26 protein-coding genes and 1 riboswitch are annotated in these 24,689 nt (G+C 31.8%); of the genes, 1 reads left to right on the top strand and 25 read right to left on the bottom strand.

Going from position 1 to position 24,689, the window contains the following annotated elements:
- Positions 1–36 precede the first annotated feature (36 nt).
- The 3 genes from tyrS to uppS all read right to left on the bottom strand — a co-directional run bounded on the left by tyrS (position 37) and on the right by uppS (position 2,974).
- Complete coding sequence (gene tyrS / locus ACO5J6_RS05550; protein ID WP_485642606.1) at positions 37–1,269, bottom strand: tyrosine--tRNA ligase; 1,233 nt, start codon at positions 1,267–1,269, stop codon at positions 37–39.
- A 93-nt stretch (positions 1,270–1,362) separates the two neighbouring features.
- The gene (locus ACO5J6_RS05545) at positions 1,363–2,289 is read right to left on the bottom strand and encodes a phosphatidate cytidylyltransferase (RefSeq protein WP_485642605.1); all 927 of its coding nucleotides are present in this window, start codon (positions 2,287–2,289) and stop codon (positions 1,363–1,365) included.
- Positions 2,279–2,974 (bottom strand): polyprenyl diphosphate synthase, encoded by a 696-nt coding sequence (gene uppS / locus ACO5J6_RS05540; RefSeq protein ID WP_485642604.1) that lies wholly within the window; start codon positions 2,972–2,974, stop codon positions 2,279–2,281. The genes ACO5J6_RS05545 and uppS overlap by 11 nt, the downstream gene beginning before the upstream one ends.
- 164 nt (positions 2,975–3,138) lie before the next feature.
- Between uppS and nadR the strand changes: the two genes are divergently transcribed.
- Entirely contained in the window at positions 3,139–4,227 is a 1,089-nt protein-coding gene (gene nadR / locus ACO5J6_RS05535; protein WP_485642603.1) for a multifunctional transcriptional regulator/nicotinamide-nucleotide adenylyltransferase/ribosylnicotinamide kinase NadR, read from the top strand.
- 140 nt (positions 4,228–4,367) lie between these two features.
- On the opposite strand, the gene cobJ is transcribed toward nadR, so the two are convergent.
- The 22 genes from cobJ to ACO5J6_RS05425 all read right to left on the bottom strand — a co-directional run bounded on the left by cobJ (position 4,368) and on the right by ACO5J6_RS05425 (position 24,678).
- A complete protein-coding gene (gene cobJ / locus ACO5J6_RS05530) occupies positions 4,368–5,111 on the bottom strand; it encodes a precorrin-3B C(17)-methyltransferase (protein WP_485642602.1) in 744 nt (247 codons plus the stop codon).
- Positions 5,104–6,126 (bottom strand): cobalt-precorrin 5A hydrolase, encoded by a 1,023-nt coding sequence (gene cbiG, locus ACO5J6_RS05525; protein WP_485642601.1) that lies wholly within the window; start codon positions 6,124–6,126, stop codon positions 5,104–5,106. The genes cobJ and cbiG overlap by 8 nt, the downstream gene beginning before the upstream one ends.
- On the bottom strand, positions 6,123–6,884 hold the full coding sequence (cobM, locus tag ACO5J6_RS05520; RefSeq protein WP_485642600.1) for a precorrin-4 C(11)-methyltransferase: 762 nt from the start codon (positions 6,882–6,884) through the stop codon (positions 6,123–6,125). Before cobM ends, cbiG begins: the two co-directional genes overlap by 4 nt.
- Positions 6,863–7,588, bottom strand: a complete 726-nt coding sequence (gene cobI / locus ACO5J6_RS05515) for a precorrin-2 C(20)-methyltransferase (RefSeq protein ID WP_485642599.1) — start codon at positions 7,586–7,588, stop codon at positions 6,863–6,865. The genes cobM and cobI overlap by 22 nt, the downstream gene beginning before the upstream one ends.
- Positions 7,589–7,630: 42 nt before the next feature.
- On the bottom strand, positions 7,631–8,200 hold the full coding sequence (gene cbiT / locus ACO5J6_RS05510; protein ID WP_485642597.1) for a precorrin-6Y C5,15-methyltransferase (decarboxylating) subunit CbiT: 570 nt from the start codon (positions 8,198–8,200) through the stop codon (positions 7,631–7,633).
- A gap of 68 nt (positions 8,201–8,268) precedes the next feature.
- Positions 8,269–8,589: a TfoX/Sxy family protein gene (locus ACO5J6_RS05505; protein WP_485642595.1), complete on the bottom strand. Its 321-nt coding sequence runs from the start codon at positions 8,587–8,589 to the stop codon at positions 8,269–8,271.
- 109 nt (positions 8,590–8,698) lie between these two features.
- The gene (locus ACO5J6_RS05500; RefSeq protein WP_485642593.1) at positions 8,699–9,451 is read right to left on the bottom strand and encodes an MgtC/SapB family protein; all 753 of its coding nucleotides are present in this window, start codon (positions 9,449–9,451) and stop codon (positions 8,699–8,701) included.
- Between the two features lie 173 nt (positions 9,452–9,624).
- Complete coding sequence (locus ACO5J6_RS05495) at positions 9,625–9,987, bottom strand: DUF488 domain-containing protein (RefSeq protein WP_485642591.1); 363 nt, start codon at positions 9,985–9,987, stop codon at positions 9,625–9,627.
- A 42-nt stretch (positions 9,988–10,029) separates the two neighbouring features.
- Positions 10,030–10,653, bottom strand: a complete 624-nt coding sequence (gene cbiE, locus ACO5J6_RS05490) for a precorrin-6y C5,15-methyltransferase (decarboxylating) subunit CbiE (RefSeq protein WP_485642589.1) — start codon at positions 10,651–10,653, stop codon at positions 10,030–10,032.
- Positions 10,654–10,704: 51 nt separating this feature from the next.
- Complete coding sequence (gene cbiD, locus ACO5J6_RS05485; protein WP_485642587.1) at positions 10,705–11,850, bottom strand: cobalt-precorrin-5B (C(1))-methyltransferase CbiD; 1,146 nt, start codon at positions 11,848–11,850, stop codon at positions 10,705–10,707.
- Positions 11,851–11,853: 3 nt separating this feature from the next.
- On the bottom strand, positions 11,854–12,498 hold the full coding sequence (locus ACO5J6_RS05480; protein WP_485642585.1) for a precorrin-8X methylmutase: 645 nt from the start codon (positions 12,496–12,498) through the stop codon (positions 11,854–11,856).
- Between the two features lie 171 nt (positions 12,499–12,669).
- Entirely contained in the window at positions 12,670–14,025 is a 1,356-nt protein-coding gene (locus tag ACO5J6_RS05475) for a cobyrinic acid a,c-diamide synthase CobB (protein ID WP_485642583.1), read from the bottom strand.
- A complete protein-coding gene (locus ACO5J6_RS05470; protein WP_485642581.1) occupies positions 14,022–14,828 on the bottom strand; it encodes an energy-coupling factor ABC transporter ATP-binding protein in 807 nt (268 codons plus the stop codon). The genes ACO5J6_RS05475 and ACO5J6_RS05470 overlap by 4 nt, the downstream gene beginning before the upstream one ends.
- On the bottom strand, positions 14,821–15,513 hold the full coding sequence (locus ACO5J6_RS05465; RefSeq protein WP_485642579.1) for a CbiQ family ECF transporter T component: 693 nt from the start codon (positions 15,511–15,513) through the stop codon (positions 14,821–14,823). The genes ACO5J6_RS05470 and ACO5J6_RS05465 overlap by 8 nt, the downstream gene beginning before the upstream one ends.
- Entirely contained in the window at positions 15,500–15,802 is a 303-nt protein-coding gene (locus ACO5J6_RS05460; protein WP_485642578.1) for an energy-coupling factor ABC transporter substrate-binding protein, read from the bottom strand. The genes ACO5J6_RS05465 and ACO5J6_RS05460 overlap by 14 nt, the downstream gene beginning before the upstream one ends.
- A complete protein-coding gene (locus ACO5J6_RS05455) occupies positions 15,802–16,509 on the bottom strand; it encodes an energy-coupling factor ABC transporter permease (protein ID WP_485642576.1) in 708 nt (235 codons plus the stop codon). Before ACO5J6_RS05455 ends, ACO5J6_RS05460 begins: the two co-directional genes overlap by 1 nt.
- Before the next feature lie 207 nt (positions 16,510–16,716).
- A riboswitch (cobalamin riboswitch) is annotated at positions 16,717–16,893 on the bottom strand.
- Positions 16,894–17,029: 136 nt separating this feature from the next.
- Positions 17,030–17,302 carry a PspC domain-containing protein gene (locus tag ACO5J6_RS05450; RefSeq protein ID WP_485642575.1) on the bottom strand — a complete coding sequence of 91 codons (273 nt, stop codon included), beginning with the start codon at positions 17,300–17,302 and terminating at the stop codon, positions 17,030–17,032.
- 167 nt (positions 17,303–17,469) lie between these two features.
- Positions 17,470–18,291 carry a sirohydrochlorin cobaltochelatase gene (locus tag ACO5J6_RS05445; RefSeq protein ID WP_485642573.1) on the bottom strand — a complete coding sequence of 274 codons (822 nt, stop codon included), beginning with the start codon at positions 18,289–18,291 and terminating at the stop codon, positions 17,470–17,472.
- A gap of 463 nt (positions 18,292–18,754) precedes the next feature.
- Positions 18,755–19,276 (bottom strand): COG2426 family protein, encoded by a 522-nt coding sequence (locus ACO5J6_RS05440; RefSeq protein WP_485642572.1) that lies wholly within the window; start codon positions 19,274–19,276, stop codon positions 18,755–18,757.
- Positions 19,277–19,733: 457 nt separating this feature from the next.
- Positions 19,734–20,087: a hypothetical protein gene (locus ACO5J6_RS05435; protein ID WP_485642571.1), complete on the bottom strand. Its 354-nt coding sequence runs from the start codon at positions 20,085–20,087 to the stop codon at positions 19,734–19,736.
- Positions 20,088–20,112: 25 nt separating this feature from the next.
- Positions 20,113–20,946, bottom strand: coding sequence for a hypothetical protein (locus tag ACO5J6_RS05430; protein ID WP_485642570.1), 834 nt, complete (start codon positions 20,944–20,946; stop codon positions 20,113–20,115).
- A gap of 273 nt (positions 20,947–21,219) precedes the next feature.
- A complete protein-coding gene (locus tag ACO5J6_RS05425; RefSeq protein WP_485642568.1) occupies positions 21,220–24,678 on the bottom strand; it encodes a hypothetical protein in 3,459 nt (1,152 codons plus the stop codon).
- Positions 24,679–24,689: the final 11 nt, after the last annotated feature.

Below are 24,689 nucleotides of genomic sequence, written 5' to 3'. Positions count from 1 at the left end.
TCCTCCAATTTCTCCAAGAAAATGATATATAATTTTCTATTTTACTTTGACTATTTTCTTTTTTCCTGCTCTTATTATCATTCCGCTTTGAATATTGACAGCAGCTTTTACATCTTTTACAGGTTCGTCGTTTATCTTAAATCCTCCTTGCTCAATAAGACGTCTTGCTTCACTCGTAGAGCTTAGAAGTCCTGTTTCTTTTACAAGCAAGTCTATTACACCTGTTTCTTTATAATCAAGCTCTATTTCAGGTAAATCTACATCCAGATTTTTCTTACTGAACACGTTTTCAAACCAATCTCTTGCTTTTTTTCCTTCTTCTTCGTTATGATATATTTTTACTACTTCTTCACCCAGTCTTTTTTTTGCTTCCATTGGATGAAGTATACCGTTATTTATGTCCTCTTTCATTTTTGTAATTTCTTCCTGGGAGATTTCAGTTATTACTTCATAATATCTGTACATCAGTTCATCAGATACGGACATAATTTTTCCGAACATATCGTTAGGAGTATCTTTTACCCCGATATAATTATTTAGGGATTTACTCATTTTTTCCACTCCGTCAAGCCCTTCAAGAATAGGCATAATCATACATATCTGCTGTTCCTGTCCCGCATTTTTCTGCAAATCCCTACCCCTTAGCAGGTTAAATTTCTGTTCCGTTGCTCCCAGTTCCACATCGGCTTTCAATTCAACAGAGTCGTATCCCTGTAAAATAGGGTACATAAATTCTATCAATGACACAGGTTTATTTTCAGACAGCCTTTTTGCAAAGTCCTCCCTTGAAATCATCTGAGACACTGTAAACTGTGAAAGCAGTTTCAATACATCTTCAAGTGTCAGTTTTTCAAGCCAGTCGGCATTATACACAACATTAATCTTATCCAAATCCAGTATCAGGGATACCTGTTCCAGATATGTCTTTATATTTTCCTGCACCTGTTCTGCCGAAAGCATTTTTCTTGTTTCAGACTTTCCTGTAGGGTCTCCTATTCTCCCTGTAAATGTTCCGATAAGAAAATATACCTGATGTCCTAAATCCTGAAACTGTTTCAGTTTTCTCAAAGGTACGGCATGCCCTAAATGTAAATCTGTCCCTGACGGGTCAATCCCTAACTTTACTCTCAAAGGCGTATTTGTAGAAATAGATTTTTCGATTTTTTTCTTAAACTCATTTTCATTTATTATTTCATCACAGCCTCTTTTTAAAATATCAAATTGTCTTTCCACTTCTTTTTTTATTTCGATTTCTCTGTCGTTACTCATTTTTTCCTCCTGTTTTATTTTTAATTTCCGACATACTATATTTATAATCATTTTTATTTTAATCTTGTAATTACGATGTTATATTCATTTTTCTTACATATGCATTACATATTTCATAAATCCGTAAACTATAGGCAATACAAACAATGCACTGTCAAATCTGTCAAGAAATCCTCCATGTCCGAGCAGTAAATTTCCCGAATCTTTTATTCCCAGCTCCCTTTTTATTTTAGACTCGACAAGGTCGCCCAATTCTGCAAATACTGCTATACCAAGAGCGAGAATAAAGGCTTTCCAGCCCGATATGGCAATATAGTCATAATTTACGTTGCAAGTTTTTGACAGGAATGAAATACTGCACACAAACCTTGAGATAAACAGATATATTTTATCAAAAAAGGAAATTACTGCAAATACTCCCAAAATTCCTGCTATTGCTCCTTCAATGGATTTATTGGGACTTATTTCGGGAGCCAGCCTTCTCCTGAATATTTTCCCACCTATAAGAATTCCGACAAGATATGCCGAAATATCACATGCCCATATTAGTATAAAAGTCATCGCCACAATTACATTTCCGTTGGAAAATTCGTATTTTATAAGCAGTATATAAGAGAAAAAATACGCTATATATATTATTCCGAATAATGTATAGGATATTTCAGCCATTGCACCTTTTATCTTTACTTTCATAATCTGTCTGAAAGCTATAAGCATCAATGCAAAGACTATAAATCCGCCCATATCGAAGTTTATCTGCTCCAAAAATTTTAATCTGAAAAAAGAAAATATATTTTTGGAATTCTGCTGGAAATAAATCGCCAGAGGCAGAAATAATCCAAGTCCCATACCGATTCTGTTGGCTACTTCAAACCCTTTATTTTTGAGCATTTTATAAAATTCATGAAGGGAAACGCCTATTATTACCATAGTAAATATTAGAAACATAACATTCCCTTTTAAAAATATCCAAAGGAGAAAAGGCACAAAAATCACAATTACAAATATTCTACTTAGCATTTAAACCTCCGTATCTTCTATCCCTTTTATTAAAGGACAGAATAGCTTTATCATATTCTTCGGGAGTAAAATCAGGCCAGTAAACATCAGTTACATAAAATTCCGAATAAGCGATTTCCCAAAGGAGAAAATTACTTATTCTGAATTCCCCGCTTGTTCTTATTACCAATTCCGGATCAGGTATTTCAGGTCTATAAAGATATTCAGCAAACTCCGCTTCATTTATTTTTTCCTTTTTGTCCTGAATTATTTTATTTACAGCATCAACTATTTCCTTTCTTCCTCCGTAGTTAAATGCTATATTGAAAATCAGTGTTTCACAGTCTGCCAGATATTTTTCAGTTTCTCCGATTTTTTTTAGCAATTTTTCAGAAATATTTTCTTTCGTTCCGCTGACTAACAGCTTAATCCCTTGTTTTTTCAAAGTTTTCTTTTTACCGTCAAGATATTTTGAGAATAATTCCATTAGTCCGTTCACTTCTTTTTCGGGTCTTTTCCAGTTTTCAGTGGAAAAAGCATAGACAGTCAGATATTTTACTCCTATTTTTATTGAGTGTTCTATCACTTTTTCAAGGGTAGCTGCTCCCTGTCTGTGTCCCTCGAGTCTTATTTTACCTCTTTCTTTTGCCCAGCGTCCATTTCCGTCCATTATTATGGCTACGTGTTTAGGTATTGTCAGTTCCATTATTATTCCCCTCAATGAAAATATTTTTTTATTGCAATTTTTTATATTTTACCATATTTTTCAGTTTTTTTAAAAATCTTTTTTCAAGTAAAATTTGTTATTTCAAAATTTTATATGATATAATTAATATGAATAACCAATTTGATTGCAAGGATGTGAAATAAATGAAAATAGGAATTGTTGTCGGCAGATTTTTACCTCTGCATATAGGACATGTAAATCTTATACAGAGAGCGAGCGGATTAGTAGATAAAGTTTATGTTGTAGTTTCCTATTCGGACAAAGGGGATAATGAAATGATTTCCAACTCCCGTTTTATAAAGCCGATTACTCCAAAAGACAGACTTAGATTTGTAAAACAGACTTTTAAAAATCAGAACAATATTTTTTCCTTTCTGTTTGATGAAAGCGGCTGTCCTCCTTTTCCTGAAGGTTGGGAAAAATGGTCGGCTCTCCTAAAGAAAGAAATTGAAGTGAGAGAGCCTGATTTGGACTGGGAAAATGATGTTCTTTTTATAAGTAACAGAAAAGATGACACAAAATACAACCTGAAATATTTCAATTCCGAAACAAAATCCATTGACCCTGAATATATCGAATATCCCGTAAACTCATGGGAAATACGAGAAAATCCAAGTAAATACTGGGAATATCTGCCTCGGGAAGTGAGGGAACATCTGATACCTATCATCACCATATGTGGCGGAGAAAGCAGCGGAAAAAGCATAATGATAGATAAACTGGCAAATGTTTTCAATACTTCGTCCGCTTGGGAATACGGACGCGAATATGTCTTTGAAAAACTTGGCGGCGATGAGGACTCCCTGCAATACTCGGATTATGAAAAAATCGTGTTCGGACATCAGTCCAACGTACTGTATGCCGCAAGAAATGCCAACAAATTTGCCTTAATAGATACCGACTATATAACTACGCTGGCTTTTTGCCTGACTTATGAAAAAAGAGATAATCCTATTATAAGAGAATTTGTGCAAAATTACAGATTTGATTTGACAATACTTTTAGAAAATAATGTAAAATGGGTAAATGACGGGCTACGTTCCATAGGACAGACCGAAAGAAGGCAGAAATTCCAAGCTCTTCTGAAAGAATTATACAAAGAATATAATATCCCTTATATCATTGTAAAATCCGATAATTACGAGAAAAGATACCTCGCCTGCAAGGAAATAATAAAAGCTTATTTGGACGGAAAGGATAATCTTCAGGAAATTGCCGACAGTTTTATATAATAAAATCGTGGAATTATAACTGATTATCTTGAGCTTATTTCGGCTCTATTTAATTTAAGTATCAAACGGCTTTATTATAAAAAGGGTTGTCTTAAAAATTAAAAAATAAAAATAGATTTTTTTTAAGACAGCCCTTATTTTTAATATTCGTATTTTTTGCTGTAACCTCTCGGAGTTATGATTTTTCCGTTTTTAACAAAAGTATTTGAATTTCCTATTATTACTATTGTCAGCATATCGATTTCGTGATTAAGCATTTCGTCCAATGTCGTTACGACGTATTTTTCATCTTCTCTGCCTGCATTTTTCACTATTGCTACAGGTGTCGAAGCAGGTTTATACTTCAGCATAATTTCCCTTGCTTCCTCTATTTGTGTAACTCTTCCTCTACTTTTCGGATTGTACAGACTCATTACAAAGTCAGCTTCCGCAGCTAATTCTATTCTCTTTTTGATTAATTCCCAATCAGTCAGCAGATTACTCAAACTTATTGTCGCATAATCGTGCATTACAGGAGCTCCCGCGATAGCCGCAGCAGCATTAGTAGCCGTTACTCCCGGTATGATTTCGACTTCTACATCGTCAGTAGCAACTTCAAGCATAATTCCTGCCATTCCATATACTCCTGCATCTCCACTGCTTATAAGGCTCACATTTTTACCGTTTTTTGCCATTTCCAGCACTTCGATACATCTGTCCACTTCTTTTGTCATTACAGAGCTTTTTATTTCCTTGTCGGGATAGTATTCTTTTATTAAATCCACATAAGTCTTGTATCCTACTATAATATCACTTTTTCCCATTGCTTCATAAGCTTTGAAAGTCATATCTTCCTTTTTTCCCGGTCCTATTCCCACTACGTAAATTTTTCCTGTTTTATTCATTAATTATTTCCTCCTCAAATATTGAAATTGTTATTCCTTCCAATTTTATTTTTTTTACTAAAAATTCTCCTCTTTTATTGGACGCCAGATAAGCGCAAGGCTCTGACACTCCGTATACACCTATTTCATTTTTTACAAATTCCGATTTTTCTTCTACAAGATGTTCCACTGTCAGAATATCTTCTTTGGAAATAAATTCAACAGGTATTTTTAATTCCTCAACTGCTTCCAGAAGTCCCGTTTCATCGGATTTTACCCACGCAGAAGCAATTTTTCTTATAGAAGACATTTCAAGATTTTGTTTGTCCATTACATAATTTATTTTTTCTATTATTTTTTCTTTGGAAACTCCTCTTCGACAGCCTATTCCAAGTATAATATTCTGCGGGATAACTTTTGACACCTCAATAGTTTTCCTGTTTGATATAATTATAGCTCCCGAGCTGCTTTCATTCACGTCCACTATATTTTTAGGAAGATGAAGACTTATCTTCTCTTCATTTACTATTAATGAAGTTACTCTGCCCGCCGCTTTCAAATCAGCAAGTTTGCCTTTTATCTTTTTGGAAATCATATCCACGGCGATTTTCCCGCTTACATCGGTTGCTGTCGTAATAACAGGCAGTGCATTTACAGCTGCTGCAACTCTTTCACATTCATTATTTGCTCCGCCTAAATGACCTGACAAAAGCGAAATCACAAAATTTGCTTCTTCATCGATTACAAGAACGGCAGGGTCTACATCTTTTGACTTCAGTTTCCCGTCAATCATTCTTATTACTATTCCCGTTGCCATTATAAATATATGGACGGAATATTTGTTAAACGTATCGGCTATCGTTTCAGCCAATCTTCCGTTTATTTTTATTATATTTTTTTCTTTCTCATTTTCACAGTGCAGCAAATCATATACTTTCGCGGAAACATAAATATCCAAGTCCTTATACAGCTTTTCGGCTATTTCAAGGGCAATGCCGTATCCGCTTTTACTCACACAGTAAATTGCAGCTTTCATTCTTTTATACCCTTTCTGTATTCATGAGTAAATGTTTTATCATAAAGTTTGGATTTTGAATATTCATTTCCCATAAAGTTTCCTACTAAAATCTGTGCAGTTTTTGTAATTTTTTCTTTTTTGACGATTTCTTCAATATTTCCCAATGTTCCCATTGCTATTTTCTGGTCTTTCCATGACGCCTTCTGAACAATGGCAATCGGTGTACTCTCATCATAATGTTTCAGCAATTTTTTTACAACTTTGTCTATCATCTGTACCGACAAGAATATTGCCATGGAACATTTATGTGAAGCAAGGCTTTCCAGACTTTCAGTTTCGGGAACAGGTGTTCTTCCCTCAAGTCTTGTACATATTACAGTCTGACTCACATCGGGCAGTGTAAATTCTTTTTTTATCGCCGCTGCCGCTGCCACAAAAGAACTCACTCCCGGTATTACTTCATATTCGATACCGTGTTCATCAAGGACGTCCATCTGTTCTCTTATCGCTCCGTAAATACTCGGATCTCCTGTATGAACTCTCGCCACGAGTTTCCCTGCTTTTTGAGCTGTTACTGTAACTTCCATTACTTCGTCGAGGTTCATCGAAGCGGAATTATAAATTTCAGCCCCCTCTTTATGACAATTTATGATTTCCCGATTTACCAGAGAGCCTGCATATATTATTACATCTGCTTTTTCAACAATTTTTTTACCTTTTACCGTAATCAGTTCAGGGTCTCCCGGTCCTGCCCCTATAAAATAAACCTTTTCCATTGACTTATTCCTTTCTTTTTGAGTATTAATGTTGAAAAATAATGCACGCTGTCAAGTTTTTCAATGTCTGTGTATATTTCTTCATTGTCTTTTCCGCAGTTGGAAATGATTATTATATTTTCAGTATTTCCTGTATTTATGATAGCTTGTTTCAATTTGTCAAGGTCTCTGCTTATTTTCATAAAAACGATATTATCGTTATTTTCTATTTCCTTCTGAATATTAGTTTTCTTGTTGACAGAAATCACTTTCAAATCTTCATCACCGACCATTAGCGGAATATTCAGCCTTGCAGCCATACTGTTATAGGAGTTTATCCCTGCTATCGTTTCCACTTCTGTTTCAGGCAGGATATGCTCCAGTACATAAGTATAAGTGCTATATGTCATCGGATCCCCTATTGTCAAAAATGCTACATTTTTCCCCTCTGAAAGTAATCTGTTTATAATATCGGCATTATTTTTTCTGAAAACTTTTCTCGCTTCGAGATCCTTCACCATGGGAAATTCCATAAAAATCTGTTCAATTCCTTCTTTGACATAGTCTTTTACGATTTCAAAAGCTGTACTTCCTTCGCCTGTTTTTGCTTCGGGCAATATGACGACATCGACTTTTTCGAGTCTTTTCACAGCTTTTAGAGTAATATTTTCCTTATCTCCCACTCCTACTCCGATACCGTAAAATTTTCCTGATTTATTAGTCATTATTTTCCTTTCCGTAATTTTTTTTACTGTTAAATTATAAATCTATTTTCTTGCCGTTATCACATAAATGGGATTTTCAGCCATCATCATATTAAAATCCTTTATTTTTCTATTTTTACTTACTATTACCTGACATATATCGGTATCTCTGAAATTTAGTTTTTTCATACATTCCATTGTTTTAAATACATTTTCCAGAACAATGAAATTCAACACGAGAATACCTTTTTCTTTTAGATTATCATAAGAATACTGTATTATCTCCTCTAAATTTCCTCCCGAGCCTCCTATAAATATTTTATCAAACTTCATTTTTAAATCTTTCAGGTCATTAGGAGCTTCACCTTTTATCAATGTTATATTTTTCAGCTTAAATTTTTCTATGTTCTGTTTTATAATCTCATAGGCATCATCTTTCATTTCAATGGTGTAGACATGACCATTTTTGGCAAATCTCGCCATTTCCATAGTTATCGTTCCGGTACCTCCGCCTATGTCAAGACATATGTCATTATCATTCATCTCAAGCTTTGCAACACTGACCGCACGGATTTCTTCTTTTGTCATCGGTGCATTTCCTTTTACATATTCCTCATCTTTTATGTGATACATTTTTTCCCTTTCCTTTTCTGACTATGTTTATAATAAAACCGTTCCAAAACTAAATTTAAAAGCCTTGATTATTTTTTCTTTTTTATTTTCGAGGCAGGCAATTCTTCATACATTGCTTCAAAAAGTTCCGCTAAAAATTCCTTGTTTTCAACATCATCAACGAGCAGCATTTCTTTTGCTCCTGCATACGGAATTTCAAAAAAAGCATTAGGCATAAGTTTTTTAGCCGATTTTACAGGCTTTATAAGAAATCTGTCATCATAAATTCCCCCGATAATTTTTCCTTTATAATAGAGAATGTATTCTCCCATCATCGCCCTATGACTAATATTATCTAATTCCGATAGCTGTTCCAATACAAAATTTAAATATTCTTTGCTTGACGCCATAGCCTTCCTCCCTGTTTTATTTTATTATTTTCTATATTTTTATCTCATTTAAATTTACCAACTATCTGTAAATAAGCATTTTTCTTATATCCATACTCAATTCCCTTGTTTAAGTAGTCTTTACCTGTTCGACACTTTTTATCGCCGAAAGAGAAACAATTACATCAGATATATTTATCACTTTATCTTCTACACTGACCGTAAAAAATGCAGTATCCTCAATACGATATTTATCTACCTGAGTTATTCTTATCAATTTTCTGCTAAATACTTCATATACTTGAATAATTCCCTTTTCATAATCACTTTCACTTAAAAATTTCACTTCAAAATTCAATAATACTGTTTTTTTCACAATTTTGGATTCAAATTTCTTGAAAAAGACTAATATAAGAAACATAAATACTATTGCAGGTATAGCAAGGTTATAAAATCCCCAGCCTATTCCCAGTCCTGCACAGCCTGTTGCCCATATTCCCGCAGCGGTAGTCATCCCTCCAATAGTTTCCCCTTTTTCTTTCATTATACTTCCTGCACCTAAAAATCCTATTCCGCTTACAACCTGAGCTCCAAGCCTTCCCAAATCGGTTTTTACAACTGCCGATAATTGCAGATTTGTTCTCGCCAGTTCCAAAATATTCAGTCTTAGCTGATCCTGCACCATAGATATAATAGCCGCACCGAAACATACCAATATATGTGTTCTAAATCCTGCGGGTTTATTGTATCTTTCCCTTGTATAACCGACTATTCCGCCAAAAACCACGGCAAGCAATAATCTGAAAAATACCACTTCGACTGTCAATGCTTCAACAAAACTGTTTTTTAAAAGACCGTCCATTATTCCAAAAAAATTATCCATTTATAATCTCCTTATATTTTCTTTTCCATATTGAATTATATTGAATCTTCAACGTTCGGTATTACAAGTATTGCAAATATTTCTGATGTTCTGATTACCATATAAAACAATAATTTTCAAACAATATCCCTTATTTTAAAAATTTTGGTTATGAGTTCAAAAAGTCCAAACTTCTATAAATTTAAATTAATGAAATCCTTTAAAGTAGGAATATGACTTAATTCAGGAATTTTATTAGCATATACTAACGTAACATTGCCATTTTTCAGATGTTTTTTTATCAATACCATAAAGTCATTAAAATCAGGATTTTTCCCCAATTCTTTCCCATACTTTTCAGCAAAAGTGTCGTAATTTATTTCTTCTTTATGATAAGCCTGCCGCAATTCGGCACTTGGAGTAATCGACTTTGCCCAATAATCTATTTTTGCATTTTCTTTTTTTAGCCCTCTGGGCCAAAGTCTGTCAACCAGTATTCTATATCCATCGTTATTTTCAGGAGTTTCATAAACCCGCTTCCATTGGAGCTTATTCATATTTTCACACCTTCTTTTCTTATTCATCGGATTTTTTTTAAATTATTCCGACTTTAACACAACTACATTCATTTTAAATTTATATTCTATATTTTCCAGCTCTTCTGCCTTATATTTGTAAATTTTCTCATCTTCATAGGATAAATTTTCTCCTACATAAATCAAAGTTTCTCCTAATCCGTTTTCAGTAAGCTGTTTTGCTATTTCCTGAGGTGTATTTTTATTATCCGTAAGCATACCGAGTTTGCCGTATTCTTTCAACTTTGCCACATAATCAAACTCTTTGCCGTGTCCGCTTGAAAGATATGCATCATACCAGTAATCGGATATTTTAGCAAACATATATTGAACGGAAGATATTCCCGGTATAACTTCCAGCTCTTCATCGGAAAAATGTTTTTTCATAAAAGTGAGCATACTGTAAAATCCTGTATCTCCTGACAATATCAAAGATATTTTTTTATTCCTGTTTTCTTTTATAAAATTCAGAACTTTCTCCAAGTCTGCTGTTATATAGCAGTATTCTTTATTTTCGGCATATTTTCCTAAACTTTCGATATGCCTTTTTCCTCCGATAACGACTTCCGTTTCCTCAAGTTTCTTTATAGCCGCAGGAAGTGTATAATCAAGGTTTCCCGGACCTAAACCTAATACATTTATTTTCATAATGTTCCTGTACTCTTTCTATTTTTGTATTTTTCAGTATATCTTTATCCTCTATTTTCTTTTAAAATGTTCAAAAAAATGTTTGCTACTTCCCAATTCTTCCCTCTCGGCTGAAATAATAAGTACCTCTACTTCCAAATCCCAACCATTTCTTCTACAGTATTCCTCACATTTCTGCTTTGCCTTTTTAGCCAGCAAATCATAAACTTCTGTTTTTTCAATGTACTTTGTAGCTTCTTCGGTTGTATTTGAAGCCATTATTTTTTTCAAATTTTCCATACTTTCCCCTACGAGCAGTGCATTTGCCGTGAGTATTTCCATTTTTGCGTCGGAAACCCTGCTGTGTGTGTGAAATATCCCTCCTGCAACTTTGACAAATTTACCTAATTCTCCTATAAAATATATCTTTTTAGCCTTAAATTCGCATGCCCTGTCGAACATATATCCTACAAAGTTGCTTATTACTACCGCTTGAGAAGTATTATCCTGAAAATTATCGGTCAGATACTGTTTTCCTCTGTTTCCAAAAAGAAAGATTGCCTCTTCACTTCCCGTAATTTCAAGGGCCATTTTCAGCTCTACTGCAAGAGACGCTTTCCATGCTTCTTCGGACATAGGTTTTACTATTCCCGTCGTTCCGAGAATAGATATCCCTCCTACAATTCCTAACTTTGAATTTAACGTTTTCTTAGCCGTTTCTTCACCTTTCGGTACAAATATCTCGACATCAGCCCCCATACCTTCAGGTAATATACTTTCGACAGTTTCCCTTATCATTTTCATAGGAGTGGGATTTATTGCAGAATTTCCGGGAGGTATAGGCAGTCCATTTTTAGTAACTTTACCTACTCCTACTCCACCGAAAATATTTATTTCCGAATCATTACGCAAGCTTACTCTGGAAAAAATTTCCAGTCCATGAGTAACATCGGGGTCATCTCCCCCGTCTTTTAAAACCGATGCCAATACATAATCTTCTTTTTTCTTTAATGAATTTATTTTAATCGTTAAAGGTTTTCCAGAGGGAAGTCCGATAGTTACTTCAGGTATGTCATTTTTGTCATTGTCCAAAAGATATGTCAGTGCGGCTTTCGTGGCTGCCGTTGCAGAACTTCCTGTAGTGTAACCGTATCTAAGCTTCTTGCCATGAAAATATACATATTCTTCCATTTTACTTTCATTCCTTCCCTTGTTCATTTTTTAGTATCTTTCTCTCTGATATATTTGGTACAGTATCCCGTGCAGAACCGCTACAGCGACTGTGCTGCCTCCTTTTGTACCGTTTGTTCTGATAAAAGGCACATCATAATCCGAAAGTGCCGCTTTTGATTCAGGACATCCTACAAACCCCACAGGCACACCTGCGATTAATCTGGGCTTATCAACTTCTTCTTTTTCTATTTCCTCAAGAAGCTGAAATAACGCAGTCGGAGCATTTCCTATTAAAAATATTTTTGTATCCTTATCTTTCACTGCTCTTTCTATACCCACCATTGACCTCGTAATGCCTCTTTCTTTAGCTTCCTTAGCCACTTCATCATCATTTACAAGGCAGTAAGCCGAACATCCGAACTTCGCAAGTCCTGCTTTATTCAGTCCTGTAACTATCATATTTGTATCACAATATATTTTACATCCTGATTTTATCGCTTCTATTGCAGAATTTACAGCATCATTATGAAATTCCGTAATATCGGCATATTCAAAATCTCCCGTAGTGTGGACAAGCCTTTTTACAATAAGTTTTTCCTGTTTGGGAAAACGGTCTGCCCTGTTCCCCAGTCCTTCCGTTATCATTTCAAAACTTCTTACTTCTATGTCTTTAGGATCCTTAATGTATGACATAATTTCAATTTCCTCCTGTTATTTTTATTTTATGTATAATTATTTATTATAATTATCGAATTTATAAAGTGTTATTTATAAAGACCTGTTATTATTTTTATATTTCTATTTTTATACTTCCGGCTATCAGTCTTGCTATCAGTTAAAAAAATTTTATTTCCGAAAATATTTTTACAACTTTTCTACTAAATACTTAAAAAATTCTATATTTGAATAAAAAGAAATATGCGGATACCCTGCGAGTAAACTTTTTTTCTTATAACCGCAAGTCCAGTTTCTTCCGTCATTTTTTTCGATTTTATAAAAATGTGTATTGTCTTTTTTATTTTCATTGTCCGTAGAAATCTCCGAATAATGAAACTCATGACCTTTCGTTTTAATTCCCTCTCCCGTTTCTATGTTTATATAGCCAAATCTTCCAATATTCAGCTTGTTTCTCATAGAAATTTCTACATCTATAATTCCGCAAAAATCTCCATAATTTCCGTCAATTAGATTTAATCTTTTTGTAAGATATATAAAGCCCCCGCATTCTCCGTATATCTTTACCCCGTTTTCATAAGCCTGTCTTATGCTTTCTTTCATGGACACATTTTCTGACAACTCCTTATAATACAGCTCGGGATATCCTCCACCGAAATATATCAAATCAAGATTGTCAGGAAGTTTTCTATCTCTCACAGGACTAAACTCCACTATTTCCAAGCCCGAAAACCTCATTAACTCAAGATTGGCTTCATAATAAAAAGAAAATGCTCCGTCCCTTGCTACTCCGACTTTTTTACCTTTGTATTTATTTTTCAGATTTTCTATCGGCTTAAATTCGTCCATTCCACCGTCAGTTTCAAATTCTTCGGCTATTTCATATATTCTTTTTAAATTCAGACAATTTTCAGCGATTTCCTTAAAAAGAATTTTCTTTTCCCTAAGCTCTTCGGAGTCTTTCAGCTCAAAAGCCTGTTTCAGTCCCAGATGTCTGCTTTCTACAGACAGTTTGTCATTTTTTGGCAGATACCCTAAACATTCTATTCCTGTAAACCTTTCTACAGCTTCTTTCAGATTTAGATACAATTTTTCCGATGAAACATTATTTAGAATGATTCCTTTTATTTTAACATTTTTATCAAATAATTTAAAGCCTAAAACTTCAGCAGCTATACTTGTAGAAATCCCCTTTGCGTTTACTACAAGTATCACAGGAATATCCAAGATCCTCGATATATGTGCCGTACTGAAATTATCCTTTTCATGCCCTATACCGTCATAAAGTCCCATAACTCCCTCGACTATGGCTATATTTCGTCCTTTTACTCCTGTTTTAAATATATGTTTCAACGTATCTTCATCAAACATAAAAGCATCCAGATTATGAGATTTATTCCCTGTAAAAAGTTCATGATAACCGGGGTCAATATAGTCAGGCCCCACTTTAAAAGGTGCCACATTCTCAAATGCCGACATCAATATACTGCTGACTGTAGTTTTTCCGCTTCCGCTCATTGCTCCCGATATAAGTATTTTTTTCATAGTAAATTTTTTTCCTCCAAGAATTTATAATAATCATTTTCATCAAGTTGTTTATATTTCAGATAACTCTTTATTTTTAACACATTTGGAATATTTAAATTCAATTTTCTTAAAAACTCAAAATCTTCAAAAACTTCATCCCTGTTTCCCTGTCTGACTATTCTGCCTTTATCAAGGACATAGATATAATCAGCAAATTCATATGCAAAATCTGTATCATGTGTCGATACTATCAGGGTTTTTCCTGCTTCGGAAAAACCTTTAAGAATTTCTGATACTCTTCTCGTATTTTTGGAATCAAGCCACGCAGTAGGTTCATCTAAAATCAGTAAATCAGGTTCCATTGCTGTAATTGCAGCTATAGATACTCTTTTTTTCTGCCCATAGCTGAGATGATGACAGGGTCTATCTTTCAAATTTTCTATATTTATTTCTTTCATTGCCCTGTTTACATTTTTTTCTACTTTTTCTTTGGAATAACCAAGATTCTCGGGTCCATAAGCCACTTCCTGAAAAACTAAAGGAGCAAAAATCTGTATTTCAGGGTCCTGAAAAATTATCCCTACTTTTTTTCTAAGATTTTCAAGGTCCTTTTTTCTATACACTATTTTTTCACCTTCAAAATAGATATTTCCTTTCTGTGCCTGAAGAAGTCCGTTCATTATCAGAAATAAAGTGGATTTTCCCGAGCCGTTTTCTCCTAAAAACAGAGTTTTCTTTCCTTTTTCAATATTCAGGCTCACATCTTTGAGAGCTTCCGTTTCCTTATCATAGGAAAAGGTTATATTTTCAAGTCTAAGCATTATATTTTACCACCAGATATAGATTTATTATAAATATTAATATTACAAAAATTAGTTCAATCCCGATTTTTTTATATTTTCTATGGGAAAAAATAAATTCTTTCCCTAATCTTGACTCTACGGCTTTTATAGAATTTAGATTATAGTAATATGTTTTTTTCAGTATTGCGACTACGAGCATTGGAAATGATTTCATACTGTTTCTGAAAGTACTGTACCCGAGTCTCACTTCCTGTGCATTCTGTAATTTTTCCTTATTATCAGACAACAGAAATATATATCTGTAAATGAGTAGGAACATTTCCCTGAATATTTTGGGAAATTTCAATTTTGCAAATATATAATCCAAATCTATGACGGGTGTCGAACAGATAAGAAAATATACCACTGCTATTGCTGAAAATGAACGTAATAAAAATGCCCATATATCAGATTTTATAAATAACAAGGAAATTACAGTCGTCAAAATAAATAAAGCCGGAATAAAGTTCAATTTTAACAAGTCTGATATTTTTACTTTTACAACAAATAAAAGAAGCAAATTAAATAGTATAAGGTTAAAAATAAATACTACTTTACTTCCGGTGTAAAGTAAAAATATTAATGTCGTCATTGACAGTATAAACTTTATTCCGGGGTTCATATCTTTTATCGGATTTCCGTAAGATATTTTATCTATTAACATTCTTTCTTTCGCCTTTGAAATAGCCTAACACATATCCTATAACTCCTGCACCTATGGCAGCCTGTAAAGCAAACAGAAGACTTTCCGTTTCAGGACCGGGCAATTCTATTAAATTGTTGGCCCAAGGTTCATAATCAGGATTTATTTCTTTTATTATATCTTCTCCTTTATCATCGGAGCCTCCGAACTCGGATTTCACCATAAGCAGAGGTACAATACCTATTATAAGTATTATTATAATCAGGATTATATTCTTTTTGAGTACACTTTTATTTTTATTTTCTTCCATTATGCTTCCACCCCTTTTACATTGTATTTCTCAAGTATGTTCATTACCACATTTGTCAACAGTCCTTCAATAATTGCCAAAGGTACTTGAGTTACCGCAAATACCATTGCAAATTTTATAAATGAAGTTAGTATCCCTCCGTCAGCAGAAGGGTAAGCAAGTGCCAGCTGGAATGATGTAACGACATATGTAGCGAGGTCTCCTACAGATGCTGCTAAAAATACTGCAAGGGTTCTGTTTCTTTTAGCAAGCCCTTTGTAAATCAAATATGATACAATAGGTCCCGCTATTGCCATTGAAACCGTATTCGCTCCCAAAGTTGTAAATCCTCCATGCGCAAGCAATCCCGCCTGAAATATCAATACAATCGTCCCTAATATGGAAGTTACAAAAGGACCGTATAATATAGCCGAAAGTCCTACTCCTGTAGGATGTGATGAACTTCCTGTTACTGACGGTATTTTTAATGCCGAAAGTATAAATATAAACGCTCCTGCCAATGCAAGTGTCATTTTATCCTGCACACCGGCTTTAGAAATATTCTGAAGTTTTCTTATCCCTATAATCCAGAACGGAATACAGATAACAAACCATACTACTACCCATTTCAGAGGTAGAAATCCTTCCATTATATGCATTGAATAACCGTTTACTACAACTAAAAATAGCCCGATTAAAACTAAAAATGATGATGTTCTTTTTTTCATTCTTATTTCTCCTTAAAAATAAAATTCCTGTTTTACATACGAGAATTATTCAGGTTAAAAAAAAATCAGCTGAAAGCCGAATTCAATACACGTCAAAAGCTCTATAATAAATGTTATGCAACACCGTATAACAATACTATAAAAAACTAAATCGCCGTTGATTTATTTTTATTGATGTATATCAAATTTTCCCTTCCCAGAAAATTTTAATAGAAAAATTATTAGGCAAGTCTCCTGACTAACTTCATCCTACTCGTACCCTTCCCAAAATTACATTTCAGTGGTTTTATGTACTTTCGTCAGTTTCACAGTAGTGGGGGCTGTATCGGATTTCAACCGATTTCCTTATTAAGTTTATAAAACACCTATAACTCTATAAATAGTATACTACTTTTTTTTTATTTGTCAAGAGGAAGATAAGATATATTTTTTTAGTCAAATAAATCTCACTCCCAACTCAACTGCCAAACTGTAAACTAAAAACTTATTTTCTGATATTTAAATTATTATATTCTTAATCTTAATCTTCGACTTTTTCGGCTTCTTCTATTTCAATATCTTTTTTATCAGTTTCAAAGCCTTTTTTATTTGAATTGTCCGACTCATTCAAAGGTTCCTCGGGTAATACAAAAGCTGCTATAATATAAGCAAAAAGACCTATTCCGTAGCCCAAAATACAAATGGCCCATATAATTCTGACAACGGTCGGGTCAACACCAAAATAATTTCCTATTCCTCCACATACTCCTGCTATTTTTTTATCAGTTCTTGATTTGCAAAGTCTTTTTTCCATTAGTTTTCCTCCTAATTATATTTTTTGTGAATTATACTATGCTCATAATTCATTGTCAAAAAAATAAGCTTAGAATTGTGCCATATCTCCTTTTTATTTTTTATGTCCAAGATTTTGGTGTAGTACATTGAGGCTTTTTTACTTTATTATATATATTTCTATTATTTCTATCTCTTTTTAAACAAGTTTTTGAACCATGATATAAAATTTCCTTTTGAACCGATTTTTTCATTTTTCTTTTCATCTTTTCCATAGACTGCTTCTAATTTTTCCATAAACATATCACGAATAAATTTATATTCTCCCATTCCTTTCAATACAGGAGTTACTTCATAGCCCTCATTCTGAAGCACCGTTTTCCACGAATCTTCCTCATCAGAAGCCATATCATTTTTGGCATGGTCTCCCGCCACTATCATAAAAGGTTTTAATAATATTTTTTTATAATCTGTTTTTTTCAGTTTTTCAATAACATCTTCAATTGTTACTTTTCCCTCGACTGTAGCTATAAAAATATTATTTTTCCCTGCTTTTATATACTCTTCCTGTAATCTCTGATATGTAACATCCGCAGCACTTTCAGAACCATGTCCCATAAATATGATTGCATCATTTCCCTCTAAATCATTAAATTTCTCATTATTTACTATTTTTCGGTAATCTTCATCTGTTGTCAGTAACGGTTGCGTAACTTTCCCATACTCATTACTAAGTTTTGAATACTCAATTCCTCCTAAAATATGAAGCGACATTGTTATAATTTCATCATATCCTTTATTTTTAAGAGCTTCCAAGCCCTCTTTCTGGTCATATATATGTATCCCCTCTTTTTTTTCGACTATTCTTCTTATAACTCCTGAAGTATAGGCCCTTTCCACTTTTTCGTTTCCATATTTTTCCCTTACTTCATTTTCAATTACATCAAGACATTTTTCTCTCGTATCTTTATGAGATGTACCGAAGCTTGTTACTAATATTGCTTTTTTCATATTTAAATATTTATCTTAAAAACAGAAAATTTTATAATTGAAATCTACAATTAAATTATAAGTTATAATCGAAATACAAAAATAAAATATAGAAATTTAAATTTTTCTTACTGTTCCTACTCTATTTTTTCCTATATTTTCTCATATTTCATTTTTATTTTTCTATTTTCAGATAAAATTCTCCTTTCATAATTATTTTATGTTAATTAGTTTTAGTAATATATTCTTTAATTGAAATTGCCTAAAAACTGACAAAATGACAAATATTTAGCAAATATCAATTTTATTGATTTATAAAACAAAAAATCATTAATAAATTATGATTTTTATTTTTTTAGATATATTTTTATTTATTTTTTATAAATTTACATTTATTTTACTGTATATTATTATATTATATCATCTTTTTGAAATTTACTCTCTTTAACCTCTTTTTTTTTATTCTAACATACAAACATATACTTTATATTATATTTTTTAAAAATCCGAACACTCCGTATACTCCCAGTGTTACTATAGCTGCAGCTATGATCACTCCCAGCAGTATCATAAAAAACGATTTTTTTACGTCTAATTTGAGTAAAGCAGCTATCAATGCACCTGTCCATGCACCTGTTCCCGGAAAAGGTACTGCTACAAACAGCATTAGCCCTATAAATTCTTTATTTGCCAAACTTTCACTTCTATTCAGTGCCTTTTTTTCCAGCTTATCAATCATATTTACCATTATGTTATGTTTTTTCATAAATTCAAACACTTTTACTACAAATAAAAGTATAAAAGGTACTGGCAGCATATTTCCTATAATTGAAGTTATCATATTTGTATACCATGGAAGTCCCTGATAATATCCTATGGGGATGCTTCCTCTCAACTCTATGACAGGAAGCAGAGATATAAGAAATATTCCTATTATTCTCCCTGCATTGGGACCAAATATCGCTATAATAAATGTTACTATTGATTGAGCTAATTTTTTTATCATTATTGTTTATTGAAGCTGTTTTAACAGTAAAATCCATATGATAAAATAATATAAAAATTTATTATATTAATTTCCATTCATTTTTTTACTATTGAGACAATATCAACATTTCTCCTTTCTTGTTTTATTTTTGGTATTATAACATGTAACTTTATATTCTTTCAATATAAAAAGAAAAAATTATTTTTATAATTATAATTTTCATTTATTTTTCTATGAAACAAAATTTTATATCGAAAATATAATACATAAAATTTTTAACTCATTTCACAAAAAAATTGTTAAACATAATAATCAGTATAACAGAAAAGATAAAACAAAAGAATGATTTGATGATATAAAAAAACAAGGAGATATCTTATAAATAAGAAAAGTATATAAAACACAGTAAAAACTTATTTATGAGATATCTCTTTTGTATTATTTTTATTTTTTCTATTCTACATTTAATGTATCCTTATGTTATCATTGCAATATTTATGTTTGCACCAAAAACTGCATTGATAAGGTCTCCTATTCCCCATGCAATTCCAATAATAACAGCTGCCTGAATAAATTTCATAAATATCCCTGCAATATCAGGCGGACGCCCCGCAGAAAACAATTCAGGTAAAATGCCTGCGGCTGTTATGACAAGCATTACTGCGGTTATTGCCCACTGGAGAAATCTAATATATCCGGCTAATAATTCATTAACATCTCTCGTTACCTCCGTTGCAGTATCTTTAACGTCCGCACCGCTTGCCGAAACTGTTATGAGCAACATAAGAGTTACTATGATAAACATAATTACCGTTTTTCTGTTTCGCATATTTTTTTGCCTTTCTTTCTTTAAATTATAATTTAGACCCTATTCTACTTATCTGATTCATCATTCCTTTTATAAGACCCATTAAAATAAATACTCCTACTATATGTATAAATTTTCCTCCTACCGAATATAGATAATTCATATATCCCGCACTAAGACCTACTATAATAAATGTCATATAGTACTGTATTGATGTCGCTAGTAATGTCTTAGGTATCGCCATACCGTAGTTTTCTCTCAAAGGCTTAAATGTCATAAGCACAAATGAAATTCCTGAAAATATATACATCAGATGTACCCCCAGTATCATTCTTAGTATATCTGCAAAAAACAATATAATTACAACATACATAAACATTTTTAATAATATCATTATAAGATGATATCCGAGGTTACTTATTAATACCCACTCAAAGAAAATTTTCCATGCAGCTTTCATATCATATATTTTATTCGGAATTTCTTCCAGTGTTTTCCATAGCTTATCAAGATTCAAAAGTACACCATCCGTTACAAACAGTTCTCTGTTTCCGACTTTAAAACTGAACATATATTGGGGTATTTTTTGAAACATTAAAGGCTCAATTATATTTTCCAGTAAATTAATGCCTCCCAACCAGTTCATCATAATAAAAACAAGAAATCCTGCAAATATAAGCTCATTAAAAACTTTTGAAAGAACTTTAGTTGCCTCTCCGTTTACCGCTATAAGAAGAATTTCGTAGAGAATATGTAACGTCAAAAGAATTACAACTAAGACAAGAATCTCGGACAGTACCTGTCTCATTGCTATTTTACCAAATCTTATAACATTTACAAGACTTTCTGCAATCTTTCCGCTTCCATAGTTTATTACCATAACTTTTTCCTTCCTGACTAATTTTTATTATATTTTCATATAAGGATTTTTTTTATATTTCAAAATATCTTTTCAAAAAGTTTTTTATAAAAACTTATTCCGATATTATTTCCATTTTTTAATTATACATCTTTTTTTATTTTACATCATTTTATTATTTTTGACAAATCAAACAAAACACCTGTAATAATGTTAAAAAGTCCAATAAATTCAATATTTTAAGCTTAAATACGGAATAAAAAAATTACTTTGAAATTGAAATTTTTTTATAAGTTATCTCATAAAATCATCACGAACTCTTACATATTCTTCAATATTTTCTTTCTCTTCCTTAAGCTTTTCCATATCTTCTTCGTATTCCCTCTGAGCTTCATTTTTTTCTTCTTCTTTTTTGTTTTCTACTGCCTGCATAACAGTAATCTTAATATCTTCTTTGAATTTTTCTTTAGTTTTTTCCTGATTTTCAAGACTTTCTTTTCTGTCCCTACTGATTTTCAACATATCTTCTTCGTATTCTTTTTCAAATTCACCCATAATCTCTTTCATTTTCAGTTTCACATCTTCGATTTCTTCCTTGAGTTTTCGGAGATTATTCTTATATTTTTTTATTTCATGATTTACAAATACTTTTCTTCCTATAAGATTTACTTTCCTTAAGGCACTCATTTTCATCTGCCCTCTATAACCTGCAAGTTTGTTGCTCATTCTAAATTCCTGAAAACTCTGATTTTGATAACCCGTTTCGGCAAAAGTTCCTTCATCATCAAGAGCAAGAAGTTCCCTTATATAAGTGTTATCCACACTTTCATATTTTACGACATAATCGATAAATTCCCTGTCATTGAAAGTGTTGAGATCAAACTTTTCAGAAAAATCTTTATCTTCGGATTTGTTGCTTCTAAGTCTTTCCATAAACCTGTCTGCGAATTTATTTACAGCTTTTTTCGTATTCTCATCCATTCTTTTAAATTTTTCAATATCACCGTTCAAAAGCTCGTGCATTTTTATATTATTGTCCGTCAATCGGACAGAATCATTATTAAACAAGTTTTTGGCAAAATTTCCTGCCTTTCTGCGTTCTTCGATTATAAAATCTTTATTCAGTTGTTTTATATCAAGATTGCTCATTATCTGACTGAGCATTTTTACTTTTTCTTTGAGATTTGCTGAATTATATAAGCCAAGATTATATTCAATCTCTCTTATAAGTCTGGCATTCAGTTTAGGATTTATTATTATGTCGTTTTTAAGAAGTTCGGTATCTGTATAATAATCTTTTAGAAGTACCTGCCATTTTTTCTTAATAGCATCCTTAAGAATTTCCACATAAAATCTATCTGTAACCTTTAGTAAATCCCTGTACTGTTTTTCAAGAATACTGCTTTTAAGGAGTATTTCTACAGCCTGTGTAGAAGTCAGTTTATTCTGCATGGAAAGTACACCCATTTTCAGAAAATTGCTTTTTCTGACATTTTCTAAATTTTGACTGAGAAATTTCAGATTTTCAATTTCAAATCCCGTTTTTTTTGATTCATTGACAAGATTTATATTGTTTTTGTCATGGACCGTATTGTCAAAATTTTCAGTAAATATTTCATTATTTTTGAGATTGAAAGCATTTATTTTTTCCTGATTTTCTTCTATAATTTTAGAAAATTCTGCAGCTTTACTCTGAATATAGCTACTCTGACCATTCAAAATTTCCAAATCGGGTTTCTCTTCAAAAAAACTGTCTCTAAAGGAAAAATCAAGACTTTCTTCGTTATATCTTCCATTAGGCTTATTTCTTCCGTTCAGATTATTTTTAAAAATTCCATTATCGAGGCTCGCATTAAGATTTTCCTTGAATACATTTAATACAAAAATCATATTACCTATATCTATAAATTTATATTTATCCACAATTTTTGTAACGGGAATATCTTGTTTCAACATTTTGCCAATCTGATTTTTATTTCTATCCAATCTTTGCAGATCGGCTTTATCTATTTTAAATTTGGGATTGGAAGAAATATTACGGTAAAATTCTTCAAAATCATAATTATAAATTTGCTTGCTTCCCGCAATTACTGAATTCTTATTCAAATAAGAAATTATTTTTTCTTTATTGGCAGGATTTTTCTCTATAAAAGGCAGAACAGTTTTTATAATGGCTACATCAAATCTTGATTTAAATTCATAATTTATATTATTTAAAACAAAGCTTGCTGAACTTTGATTAATCATATTTTCCAGTTTTTCAAAATCTATAATTTTATCAACTGTTTTTTCATCTAATTCAAGCTTCATGTCATCAAGCAATAAATCTCTGATTTCTCCCTGTTTGTCATTAAAATTAAAAACATTTCTGTAGTTTTTTATAAGCTGATTTACAATTCTTGTTTTTCTATCGGCAAATTTTTTTGCGGTTTTTACAATTTCATTTCTACTTTGTCTGCTAAGTATGTCAAATCCTGAATAAATAAGGTCAATATCTACTTTTCCCTTTATAAAAGGGACTTTTAATCCGAAAAATGGGCTTTTTATTTCATCAATTACAATATATGTCTTTCCGGCAAGTTTCTTTTCCATATAACTGTTTATTATTACTTCATTCAATACTAAATTTTTTGTAGTATCGGAAAGTTTTTCCCCAAGTTTCTTTTCTAAATCCTTAAATAATCTGTCTCTATCTTCATATAAATTTTTCAGATTTCTTTTTGTCATTTTTTTTATATTATATCTTTTAAGGAAAGGTTCTAATTTCTTATACTCTTTTAAATAATGATTGGAATTAAAACTCAAAGTTTCGATATAATTATCCAATGTTCCTATTCTGAAATTTTTCCTTACTTTATTTATTTCATTTATTTCATCAAGATTTGTATGATAAAATTCTTGTTTCATAACTGTTTTTACATTTTCATATTCAGACTTAAAGTCCTTGTCATCTTTTATTATTTCGGACATTCTTTCATCTTTATTTACTTTGAGTACCGTATCTATTGTATTTTCCAGAGAACCCTCTCCAAAAAGCATTTTCTTTGGCAGATTTACAAGAGGGGAGAAATATTTATTCAGTCTTTTTCCTATTCCATATTTAAAAATATCCGATACAAACTCTTCAAAAAAGATTTTATTGAATATAGCTGAACCTGATGAATAAAAATTCTGTATTCCCAATATTTCATTATTTTTTATTTCCTGACATTTTTTTTCATAATTGTGTGCTAAATTTATATATTCCATATTTTTGGCAAGATTTACTCTGTTCAGTGTATCAGTATCTTCATTTAACACATCATAAAGTTCATATGGATCTGTATTATTTATAATATCAGTTATATTTTTCAGATTGATTTCTGAAATATCTTCTTTTTTATCGTATAATTTCTGCAAACTGTCAATTTCTGAATTCTTATTTTGTTTATCTGATTTTTCTGATTTTTCAAAATTGGATAAATTTTCTTTATCTTCTTTTAGGTTTCTGTCTTCAATATTTTTATTTTTTGATAATATATCCTTTTTTCTGAAAAGAGCTTCTATTTCTTGATATTTTTCTTTGTTAAAAGAATTATTTATTGTTTTGAATATATTTTTTATATCTCCACTTTTTTCAAGCTCAAAGTTATATTCCGTATCAATGTCATTTTCATCATAACTGTTTATAAGAGTGCTTCTATCTATAAAAAAAGTATTCCTGAAATATTTCAGGAACTTTTCATCTGCATTTTTTTTTCTCCCTTTTCCCATTTTTCTCCCTT

Source organism: Pseudoleptotrichia sp. (assembly GCF_057270515.1).
This window is presented reverse-complemented; position numbering and strand designations above follow the sequence as displayed.